The organism is Halomonas sp. SIMBA_159 (assembly GCF_046536035.1).
GTDB classification, from domain to species: Bacteria; Pseudomonadota; Gammaproteobacteria; order Pseudomonadales; family Halomonadaceae; genus Vreelandella; species Vreelandella venusta_A.
In genome coordinates this window covers 1-277 of the sequence record NZ_JAWJBT010000443.1, presented here as the reverse complement: position 1 = coordinate 277, position 277 = coordinate 1, and the positions used below count along the sequence as shown (strand labels likewise).

Here is a 277-nt window from a genome sequence, read left to right as displayed (position 1 = left end):
CTTAATGCTGCCGCCAATTTCATTTTCATAGTGAAGATCAATTTCCCTCATGAATCCATAGCCTGTTTTCTTCTTTTCAATTTTCTTCAATGGAAAAGCCAGTCTTTCATAATAGACTTTTCCTGCTGATGGCGTTTTTTCAGTCATCACAACGCCTTTGTATGACAATTCTTTTTGCTTTTCAGAAGTTGCCTTGATCGTTTTTTCGCTCGCTGCATATCCATCTGTACTCAATGTAGATGCAGCAGCATTAATTTTAAAATCGTTTTGGTTGAAA

The 277-nt window shown here is 36.5% G+C and carries 1 protein-coding gene; it reads right to left on the bottom strand.

All coding sequences use genetic code 11. The annotated features are described in order from the left end of the window. The coding region (locus R0J87_RS19955; protein ID WP_498888427.1) for a hypothetical protein at positions 1 to 277 on the bottom strand (277 nt) is incomplete at both ends.